This is a genomic window from Actinomyces polynesiensis (genome assembly GCF_000820725.1).
GTDB lineage: Bacteria > Actinomycetota > Actinomycetes > Actinomycetales > Actinomycetaceae > Pauljensenia > Pauljensenia polynesiensis.
Genome location: NZ_CCXH01000197.1, coordinates 1 through 9,911, shown reverse-complemented (window position 1 = coordinate 9,911; position 9,911 = coordinate 1). Strand labels below are relative to the sequence as shown.

Below are 9,911 nucleotides of genomic sequence, written 5' to 3'. Positions count from 1 at the left end.
CCCGTCGGTGAGCCGGGGCTCAGGCCTTGGCGGCAGCGATCCGCTCGCGGAACTTCGCGAGCTGGTCGGTGATCGCCTGGGGCAGGTGGGAGCCGAACTGCGAGAAGTACTTCTCGGTGTCGTCCATCTCAGCGGCCCAGGCATCGGGATCGATGGCGAAGAGCTTGTCCCACTTCGCCCTGTCGATGTCGAGGCCGTCCAGGTTGAAGTCCTCGAACTTCGGGTACCGGCCGGTCACGCCGTCGATGGCCTCGACCTCACCGGCGCGACGGCGCACGATCCAGTCGAGGACACGGGAGTTGTCGCCGTAGCCCGGCCACATGAACTTCCCGTTCTCGTCCTTGCGGAACCAGTTGACCTGGTAGATGTAGGGGAACTTCTCGCCGAGTTCCGCCTGCATGTCCAGCCAGTGGCCCCAGTAGTCGGCCATGTTGTAGCCGCAGAAGGGCAGCATGGCGAAGGGGTCGTGACGCAGCGAGCCGGCCTTGACGTCGGTCGCGGCGGCGGTGACCTCGGAGGCCACGGAGGCGCCGATGAACACGCCGTGGGCGCCCTCGTACTGCTCGGCGACCAGCGGCACGTTCGTGGCGCGACGGCCACCGAAGAGGATCGCGTCGATCGGGACACCCTGAGGGGCCTCCCAGTCGGGGCAGATGATCGGGCACTGCTTCGCCGGGGTGGTGAAGCGGGAGTTCGGGTGGGCGGCCTTCTCACCGGAGTCGGGCGTCCAGTCCTTGCCGTGCCAGTCGATCAGGTGGGCCGGGACGGGTCCGTCGATGCCCTCCCACCACACGTCACCGTCGTCCGTCAGGGCGACGTTGGTGAAGATGGTGTTGGCCTTCATGGTCTCCATGGCCATCGGGTTGGTGTCGTAGGACGTACCCGGTGCGACGCCGAAGAAGCCGGCCTCGGGGTTGATGGCGTAGAGGCGGCCGTCGGGGCCGGGACGCATCCAGGCGATGTCGTCGCCGACGGTCTCGACCTTGTAGCCGGGGATCGTGGGCTGGAGCATGGCGAGGTTCGTCTTGCCGCAGGCGCTCGGGAAGGCCGCGGTGACGTGGAACTGCTGGCCGGTGGCCTCACGGTTGAGGCGCAGGATCAGCATGTGCTCGGCCATCCAGTTGTCGCGACGCGCCATCGTGGAGGCGATGCGCAGCGCGAAGCACTTCTTGCCGAGGAGGGCGTTGCCGCCGTAACCGGAGCCGTAGGACCAGATCTCGTTGGTCTCGGGGAAGTGGGTGATGTACTTCTCGTCATTGCAGGGCCAGGCCTCGTCCTTCTCGCCCGGGGCCAGCGGCTTGCCGACGGAGTGGACCGCGGGGACCCACGGCTTGCCCTCGGCGATGAGGTCCATCGCAGCGGAGCCCATGCGCGTCATGATGCGCATGTTGGTGACGACGTAGGGGGAGTCGGTGACCTCGATGCCCAGCTGGGAGATCGGGCCGCCCAGGGGACCCATGGAGAAGGGCACGACGTACATCGTGCGACCGGCGTAGGTGCCGGTGAACTTCTCGTGCAGGGTCGCCTTCATCTGCTTGGGATCGGCCCAGTGGTTCGTCGGGCCGGCGTCCTCCTCCTTCTCACAGCAGATGAACGTGCGGGACTCGACGCGCGCCACATCGGAGGGAAGGGAGCGCGCGAGGAAGCTGTTCGGACGCTTCTCGGGGTTCAGCTGGGTGAACATCCCGGAAGCGACCATCTCGGAGGTGAGACGGTCCCACTCCTCCTGGGAGCCATCGCTGAACTCGACCCTCTCGGGCTTCGCGAGCTCGGCAATGCCGGTCACCCAGGTGATGACCTCTTCGGGTGCGTTCGACGGCGCTGCTGCGCGCACGTCCTTTTCAGACACGGACATACTTCTTGCCTCCTGAGGCACTCGGTATTCCGGGGCGCGGTCACGCCCTCGACCAACAGTCTCAATGATGACGCACGCAACACCCCTCCGCGAGGGCGGATGGTCCCGACGGACCTGTGCGCAACGGCACACGCGGGGCAGCGGCCCTTCCCGGAGCGTGCGCGCCCGCGTGGTGGGACCGCCCCGAGCGGCACCTGCCGTCCACCTCCGGGACACCGGGAGGTCATGGAGGGCCCCTGCCGTGCTCTACTCTGGAAGCGCCCGTGACCCATTGAACCCTTGGGAGACATGCCGTGGGACTGCGTAAACCGGAGGGGCCGTCGTTCTTCGACCTCCTCTCCACCCAGGCCAGGGAGCTCGTCACCGGAGTCGGACTCCTCGCAGAGATGCTGGGGGCCAGCCCGACGGAGCGCGTCGCCCTGCGCGACAGGCTCCACGAGGTCGAGCACGCCGGCGACGAGGTCAACCACCAGGTGGTCCGACGCCTCAACCTCTCCTTCGTCACACCCTTCGACCGCGAGGACCTCGGGTTCCTGGCGGCGCGGCTCGACGACTGCATGGACCTCCTCGACGAGGCCGGGGACCTGATCGTCCTCTACGGACTCACCGACATCCCCGACGACGTCGCCGCCCTCCTGGCCAGCCAGGTGGACGTCCTCGCCCGTTGCGCCGAGCAGACGGCCGAGGCGATGCCGGGCCTGAAGTCGCCCCTGTCGCTGCGCGACTACTGGGTCGAGATCAACCGCCTCGAGAACGAGGGCGACCAGGCCTACCGCATGACCCTGACGACCCTGTTCGAGTCGGGTCTGGACCCGGTGACGATCATCAAGCTCAAGGACGTCGTGGAGGTGCTCGAGCGCTGCGCCGATGCCTTCGAGGACCTCGCCAACGGCATCGAGACGATCGCCGTGAAGGAGTCCTGAGACAGTGGACCTCAACCTGGTCCTCGTCCTGCTGGTCATCGCGATCGCCCTGGCCTTCGACTTCACCAACGGTTTCCACGACGCGGCCAACGCGATCGCCACCTCGGTGTCGACGCGGGCGCTGACCCCGCGCGTGGCACTGGTCATGGCCGCGGTGATGAACGTGGTCGGCGCACTCCTGGGCACGGAGGTCGCCAAGACCATCGGTGAGGGCATCATCGACATCTCCCACTACTCCCTCTCCAGTGACGTCTCCATGCAGCGCGAGGGACTGCTCATCGTCCTGGGCGCCCTGCTGGGCGCGTGCACCTGGAACCTCATCACCTGGTGGCTGGGACTGCCGTCCTCCTCCTCGCACGCCCTCATCGGTGGCCTCGTGGGTGCGGGCCTCATGTCCTCGACCCAGGTCAAGTGGACGGGGATCCTCGACTCCGTCATCATCCCGATGTTCGCCTCGCCGGTGCTCGGCTTCTTCCTGGGCTACCTCGCGATGAAGCTCGTCATGCGGATCTTCGCGAACTTCCCCTACCACCGCACGATGCGCCACTTCCGCATGGCCCAGACCGTGTCGGCTGCCGCCATGGCCCTGGGGCACGGGCTCCAGGACGCGCAGAAGACGATGGGGGTCATCGTCATGGCCCTGGTCGCGGGTGGCTACGGCGACACCCACAACATCTTCGACCCCGTCACCGGCGACATGTCGATCCCGCTGTGGGTCAAGCTCTGCGCCGCGGGCGCGATCTCCCTGGGCACCTATTCCGGAGGGTGGCGCATCATGCGCACCCTGGGCAGGCGCATCATCGACCTGGACCCGGCCCGCGGTTTCGTCGCGGAGACGGTGTCCGCCTCGATCCTCTACATCTCGGCCTTCGTCCTCCACGCCCCGATCTCCACCACGCACACCATCACCTCCGCCATCCTGGGCGTCGGCGCCACCCGCCGCTTCTCCGCGGTCCGTTGGGGCGTGGCCGGCAACATCGTGGTGGCCTGGTTCCTGACCCTGCCCGCGGCTGCGCTGGTGTCGGCGGTGATGTTCACCCTGCTCCACGCCATCGTGCAGTGAACAGGGGGATGCGGGGTCCGCTGGCGCTCGCCGGGGTGACGGCCGTCCTGGTGGCAGGGGGCTGCTCCTCGACGAGCGTCCTGTCCCTGTCCGCGGGCGAGTGCCTCGCCTCCCCCTCCGGGGACACCGTCACGGAGGTGGACGTGCGCGACTGCGACAGCCCGCACGCCCTGGAGGTGGTGGGCACCTTCGACCTCGACACGGACACCCTGCCGGCTCAGGCCGAGCTCACCGCGCTCGCGGACCGGCGGTGCACGGCGGCCTTCACCGACTACGTCGGGGTGGACCCGGCCGAGTCCCGCTTCGACCTGACCTGGATGGTGCCCACCGAGAGTTCCTGGGGGAGCTCCGGGGACCGCACCGTCACCTGCCTCGCGGGGACGCACTCGGAGTCCCTCACCTCCTCGGTGAGGGACTCCGGGGAGTGACCCACCCCCTTCCCCGCCGCGGTCCACGTGCGACGGGGGGCCGGGGCGCACGGCCCCGACCCCCCGTTGGTCCCGCCCCCGGGACTCAGCCGAAACGACCGGAGATGTAGTCCTCCGTCGCCTTCTCCGAAGGCGTCGAGAAGATCTTCTCGGTCGTGTCGAACTCCACGAGACGTCCCGGCTTGCCGGTCGCCTCGAGGTTGAAGAAGCCGGTGCGGTCGGACACGCGCGCGGCCTGCTGCATGTTGTGGGTGACGATGACGATCGTGTACTCGTCCTTGAGGTCGTTCATCAGGTCCTCGATGGCGAGCGTCGAGATCGGGTCCAGGGCCGAGCAGGGCTCGTCCATGAGGAGCACCTCGGGGCGCACCGCGATGGCGCGGGCGATGCACAGACGCTGCTGCTGGCCGCCCGACAGGGAGGAGCCGGGCTTCTCGAGCCGGTCCTTGACCTCGTTCCACAGGTTGGAGCCCCGCAGTGACTCCTCGACCAGGGTGTCCTGGTCCGACCTCGACATGCGACGGGAGTTGAGCTTGACGCCCGCCAGGACGTTGTCCCGGATCGACATCGTCGGGAAGGGGTTGGGACGCTGGAAGACCATCCCGACGCGCCGACGCACCTGGACGGGGTCCACGTCCCTGCCGTAGATGTCGGTGCCGTCCAGCAGCACCTGCCCCTCCACCCGGGCTCCGGGGATGGCCTCGTGCATGCGGTTGAGCGTGCGCAGGAACGTCGACTTCCCGCAGCCCGAGGGCCCGATGAGTGCGGTGATGGAGTGGGAGGGGATGTTGACGGTGACACCCTCCACGGCGAGGAAGTCGCCGTAGTAGATGGACTCGTCGGTGATTTCCAGACGGTTGGGCATCGTGGTCCTTCGTTGTCTCTGGGGGCGAGGCGAATGGCTGGTGGGAGGAGGTGGGGACGACCGGGGGCCGCCCTCGTCACCGTCCCTTGGGGGCGAAGGCGCGTGCGATGCCCCGGGCGATCAGGTTGAGCAGCATGACGATGATGATCAACACCAGGGCCGCGGCCCAGGCGCGCTCGTAGTTGATGGTCGTGACGCAGTCAGTGACCCCCGCGCGGCAGGTCGCCAGACCCTGGGAGTACTGACGGTAGACGTACACGGGCAGCGTGGTCATGCGTCCGTCGAAGACGTTGGTGTTCATCTTCTCGATGAAGCCGACCGTCATGAGCAGCGGGGCGGTCTCGCCGATGACGCGGGCGATGGCGAGCATCACCGAGGTCGTCAGGCCCGCGGCGGAGGTGCGCAGGACGACCTTGACGATCGTGCGCCACTTGGGCACGCCCAACGCGTAGGAGGCCTCGCGCAGCTCGTTGGGCACCAGGCGCAGCATCTCCTCCGAGGAGCGCACGACGGTGGGGATCATGAGGACGCTGAGCGCCACGGCGCCCATGATGCCCGCGCGGTACCCGGAGCCCACCGTGATGGTGAAGAGCGCCGCCGCGAAGAGGCCCGCCACGATGGAGGGGATGCCGGTCATGACGTCCACGAAGAAGGTGGTGGCCTTCGCCAGGCGGTTCCCCGCCCCGTACTCCACGAGGTAGATCGCGGCGAACACCCCGATGGGGGCCGAGATCAGGGTCGCCCACAGGGTGATGAGGAGGGTGCCGACGATGGCGTGGGCGATGCCCCCGTTGGGCTTCCCGCCGAAGACCCCGACCATGTCGGTGGTGAGGAAGGACCAGGTCAGGCGCAGGTACCCGTTGCTGAGGACGGTCCAGACCAGGGACACCAGGGGGACCATGGCCAGGAGGAAGGCCACGGAGACCCCGACGAGGGCGGCCTTGTCCTTGACGGCCCGGCGACGGTCCCAGGCCGGGTCGGTGGACGCGAAGGGTGAGGTGCGGCGCTCGCGCGGGGCACGTGCGGTGGTCGTGGTCATCAGTTGGCTCCCGAGAACTCGGCGCGGCGGGACACGATCCAGCGCGCGATGGAGTTGACGACCATCGTGATCGCGAAGAGCGCCAGGCCGGTGGCGATGAGGGCAGAGGTGTTGATCCCCGTGGACTCGGGGAACTGGAGCGCGATGTTCGCCGCGATCGTCGAGTGCTTGCCCGCCTGGAGGATCTGCCAGGAGAAGGTGCTGCCGACGGAGAGGACCATGACCACGGCCATCGTCTCGCCGAGCGCACGGCCCAGGCCGAGCATCGAGGCCGAGATCACGCCGGAACGCCCGAAGGGCAGGACCGCCATGCGCACCATCTCCCACCGGGTGGCCCCCAGGGCCAGTGCGGCCTCCTCGTGGAGGGGCGGCGTCTGGAGGAAGACCTCCCGGGTGACGGAGGTGATGATCGGGAGGACCATGACCGCGAGGATCAGGGCCACCGAGGCGATGACGCGCCCGGTGGGCGAGGCGGGGCCCGCGAAGAGGGGGAACCAGCCGACGTGGGTGGCGAGCCAGGTCCACACGGGGACCAGCTTGGGGATCAGCCAGATGGCACCCCACAGGCCGTAGACGACCGAGGGGATCGCGGCCAGCAGGTCGACGAGGTAGCCGAGGACCTGGGCCATGCGCCGCGGGGCGTAGTGGCTGATGAAGAGGGCGATGCCGATCGAGACCGGGACCGCCACCACCATGGCGAGCACGGCCCCGAGGAGCGTGCCGAAGATCTGGGGAGCCGTGAAGGCCCAGATCGAGACCTCGTCGGAGGAGCCCATCGTGCGGAACGTCAGCGAGGGGTCCGACAGTGCGGGCCAGGCCCGCAGGACGAGGAAGATCGCGACGGCGGCGAGCGTGCAGAGGATGAGCACGGCCGCCGCCGTCGCGATGGCCCTGAAGACGACGTTGCCGGTCCTGCCGGTGTTGTTCATCTGGGGATCAGTCCTGGAATCGGGGGCGGGACAGGACGGTCACTTGATGGCGTCGAGGGAGGCCTGGACCTGCGTGCGCAGGGCCTCGCTCAGCGGGGCGGACCCGGCGGCCTCGGCGGCCTGGTTCTGTCCGTCCTCGGAGACCTGGTAGCCGACGAAGGCCTTGACCAGGGCGCCCTCGTTCGCATCGGAGTACGTCGAGCACACGATCGAGTAGGAGATGAGGATCAGCGGGTAGGAGTCGTTCGTGGCGGGCACGCGGTCGACGGAGAGCGCGATGTCGTGGGTGTCGGTGCCCTCGACCTTCGTGGCGGTCTCGGCGGCCTTCGCGGCGGTGTCGTTGGAGAAGGCGACGAAGGATCCGTCCTTGGTCTCCAGGGCGGCGGTGCCGAGGCTGCCGGCCTGGGAGGCGTCCGCGTAACCGATGGTGCCGGTGCCGGCCTGGACGGCCTGGACGACTCCGGCGGTCTTGTCGCCGGACTCACCGCCGGAGATCGGCCAGGCCTTGGCGGCCTCGTCGGTCCACACGTCGGGGGCGGCGGCGTGGAGGTAGTCCGTGAAGTTCTCCGTCGTGCCGGACTCGTCGGACCGGTGGACGGGGGTGATGGCCAGGTCGGGCAGGGTGACGCCGGAGTTGGTGGCGGCGATGGCGGGATCGTTCCACTTGGTGATGTCACCGCGGAAGATCTTGGCGATCGTGGCGGCGTCGAGGTTGAGGGAGTCGATCCCGTCCAGGTTGAAGATCACGGCGACCGGGGAGACGTAGACCGGGAGGTCCCAGGCGGGGCCGCCGCAACGCGACTCGGCGGCCGCGATGTCGTCGCCCTCCAGGGGGGCGTCCGATCCGGCCCAGGCGACCTGTCCGTCGGTGAACTGGGTGATGCCGGCACCGGAACCGACCGCGTCGTAGGAGAGCGTCACATCGGGCTGCAGGGCCGCGAAGCCGGCCTTCCAGGCCTCCATCGCGGACTCCTGCGAGGAGGCACCCGCACCCGCGAGGCTGCCGGAGAGCTCGGAGGTGGTGGCGTCGCCGCTGGCAGCGGAGGAGTCGGACTCGCCGGAGGTCGCATCCGAGGAGGAACCGCACGCCGCGAGGGAGGCAACGAGGGCGCCGGCACCGAGGACCACTCCGGTGCGGGTGAAGCTGGCACGCAGTGACATTTTCATCTTCCGTTTCTGCCGCCCGTCGGACGGCCCATTGTCACGCCGGAGTTGCCCGGCTGTGGCACAAGCTAGGGAGCGCAGGTGTCCGGGCGGATCGACCCGGGTGAACATCCGGTGAACGACCCTGTGAGACGGACCACCCGTGCGGGCCCGTCCCGTGGGGCCGGAGGCCCCGGCGCAGCGCCCACCAGCTGCGGGAGCGCTCAGCGCCCACCGTCCCCGGCCCTCTCCCAGTCGGCGACGCCGCCCGGGACACGGTGGAAGAGGGGATGCGGATCCACACCGTCCCCCCCGACGGCCTCGAGTCGGGCGAGGTCACCGGGGCTGCGTCGACGCAGCTTCTCCGACAGGTGGCGCCGCTCGAGGGCCAGCTGCCCCGTGGTGACCTCCATGACGGGCCACGGGTCGCGCGGTCCCCCCTCCTGCTCCCCCACCCGCGCTGCGCCGGATGATCCGGGAGGTGTCGAAGTGGTAGCCGCGTCGCGTGGCCTCCGCGGCGAGGCCCTCCAGGTACGCGCCGATGGCGGCCAGGGGGTCAGGGGTCCCACGGAAGCGACGCAGCTGGGGGTGGTGGGTGTAGCCGGTGGTGCGGCCGGCCAGCACCGCCTGTGCCAGGAGGGCCTCCCGCCAGCAGGCGACCAAACCCTTGCCGTCGAGGTACACCGGGTGCAGCGACCACAACCTCATCCGTCCGTCCTTCCGCCCGGGAGCTCCACGCCCCGTCCCGACGGCCTCCGTCGGGACGACACCACCGTGCCATGGTCACAGGTGCCCGTCACCCCGCGACACGGACCCACCCCCGTCCCCGTCCCCGTCCCCGGAGGTGTCGTGCACCGGACCCGTCGATCCGCGGGCCCGGCGCACCGGGGAGGTCAGGAGCCGAGCAGGATCCCCACCCACCCGGAGGTCAGGCTGAGCACGATCATGCCGCCCGCATGGACGGCCCCGGCCACCGGGCGGCCGGCGCGGAGGAGCCGGGCGCCCTCGACGCTGGCGGTGCTGAAGGTCGAGTACCCCCCCAGCAGGCCCGTGCCCAGCAGGGGCGCGACGGCCGCCACGGCGGGCAGACGCGACCCCAGTCCCGTGAGGAGCCCGATGAGGAAGCAGGCGCTGACGTTGACGACCACGGTGCCCAGGGGCATCGGCAGCCGGTTCCTCGCCGTGACCCATGAGTCGACGAGGAATCGCATGGCGGCACCGAGTCCCCCCATGAGGGCGATGCCGACCCACATGAGCGGACTCATGCCTGTCCCTCCCCATCCGTGGCGGGACCCGACGGTCCCGCTCCTGAACCGGCCGGACCGGGTGTCCCCGTCCCGCGACCGCGACGCCCCTCCCGCCACCGCACCACCGCGCCTGCGGCCAGGAATCCGGCCAGGGCCGCGACCAGCCCGCAGAGGACGCTCACCAGCACGTAGACCACGCCGACGAGGGCGCCCGCGCCGGACTGGGAGAGGAGGCGCTCACCCTCGAGGACGAACGTCGAGTAGGTGGTGAACCCCCCGATGACCCCGGTGCCCACGCCGATGCGCAGCACCTTGCGGACCCCGCTGTCGGGGCCCGTGAGTGCGAGCGTCTCCTGGAGGGCGCCGAGCAGGAAGGAGCCGAGGACGTTGATGAGGAACGTGGTCCAGGGGAACGCCCC

Annotated in this window: 11 protein-coding genes; 3 read left to right on the top strand and 8 right to left on the bottom strand. The window is 69.5% G+C overall.

The window, feature by feature from the left end:
- Nucleotides 1–19 precede the first annotated feature (19 nt).
- Complete coding sequence (locus TA90_RS08415; RefSeq protein ID WP_043535757.1) at nucleotides 20–1,855, bottom strand: phosphoenolpyruvate carboxykinase (GTP); 1,836 nt, start codon at nucleotides 1,853–1,855, stop codon at nucleotides 20–22.
- Nucleotides 1,856–2,148: 293 nt separating this feature from the next.
- Between TA90_RS08415 and TA90_RS08410 the strand changes: the two genes are divergently transcribed.
- Genes TA90_RS08410 through TA90_RS08400 form a run of 3 tightly spaced genes read left to right on the top strand, consistent with a single transcriptional unit; the run spans nucleotide 2,149 to nucleotide 4,269 of the window.
- Complete coding sequence (locus TA90_RS08410) at nucleotides 2,149–2,778, top strand: DUF47 domain-containing protein (protein WP_043535756.1); 630 nt, start codon at nucleotides 2,149–2,151, stop codon at nucleotides 2,776–2,778.
- Nucleotides 2,779–2,782: 4 nt separating this feature from the next.
- Complete coding sequence (locus TA90_RS08405) at nucleotides 2,783–3,841, top strand: inorganic phosphate transporter (protein ID WP_043535755.1); 1,059 nt, start codon at nucleotides 2,783–2,785, stop codon at nucleotides 3,839–3,841.
- Between the two features lie 8 nt (nucleotides 3,842–3,849).
- Complete coding sequence (locus tag TA90_RS08400; RefSeq protein WP_052450682.1) at nucleotides 3,850–4,269, top strand: septum formation family protein; 420 nt, start codon at nucleotides 3,850–3,852, stop codon at nucleotides 4,267–4,269.
- 85 nt (nucleotides 4,270–4,354) lie between these two features.
- Here TA90_RS08400 and pstB read toward each other — a convergent pair whose 3' ends face one another.
- The 7 genes from pstB to TA90_RS08365 all read right to left on the bottom strand — a co-directional run.
- The gene (gene pstB, locus TA90_RS08395) at nucleotides 4,355–5,134 is read right to left on the bottom strand and encodes a phosphate ABC transporter ATP-binding protein PstB (RefSeq protein WP_043535754.1); all 780 of its coding nucleotides are present in this window, start codon (nucleotides 5,132–5,134) and stop codon (nucleotides 4,355–4,357) included.
- Between the two features lie 76 nt (nucleotides 5,135–5,210).
- Nucleotides 5,211–6,173, bottom strand: coding sequence for a phosphate ABC transporter permease PstA (gene pstA, locus TA90_RS08390; RefSeq protein WP_052450681.1), 963 nt, complete (start codon nucleotides 6,171–6,173; stop codon nucleotides 5,211–5,213).
- The gene (pstC, locus tag TA90_RS08385) at nucleotides 6,173–7,102 is read right to left on the bottom strand and encodes a phosphate ABC transporter permease subunit PstC (protein ID WP_043535753.1); all 930 of its coding nucleotides are present in this window, start codon (nucleotides 7,100–7,102) and stop codon (nucleotides 6,173–6,175) included. Before pstC ends, pstA begins: the two co-directional genes overlap by 1 nt.
- A 39-nt stretch (nucleotides 7,103–7,141) precedes the next feature.
- Nucleotides 7,142–8,269 carry a phosphate ABC transporter substrate-binding protein PstS gene (pstS, locus tag TA90_RS08380; RefSeq protein ID WP_187120118.1) on the bottom strand — a complete coding sequence of 376 codons (1,128 nt, stop codon included), beginning with the start codon at nucleotides 8,267–8,269 and terminating at the stop codon, nucleotides 7,142–7,144.
- Nucleotides 8,270–8,581: 312 nt separating this feature from the next.
- Nucleotides 8,582–8,953, bottom strand: a complete 372-nt coding sequence (locus tag TA90_RS08375) for a pyrimidine dimer DNA glycosylase/endonuclease V (RefSeq protein ID WP_231550706.1) — start codon at nucleotides 8,951–8,953, stop codon at nucleotides 8,582–8,584.
- Between the two features lie 185 nt (nucleotides 8,954–9,138).
- A complete protein-coding gene (locus tag TA90_RS08370; RefSeq protein ID WP_043535752.1) occupies nucleotides 9,139–9,510 on the bottom strand; it encodes a fluoride efflux transporter FluC in 372 nt (123 codons plus the stop codon).
- A partial coding sequence (locus TA90_RS08365) for a FluC/FEX family fluoride channel (RefSeq protein ID WP_052450678.1) occupies nucleotides 9,507–9,911 on the bottom strand: 405 nt, incomplete at its 5' end. The genes TA90_RS08365 and TA90_RS08370, both read right to left, overlap by 4 nt.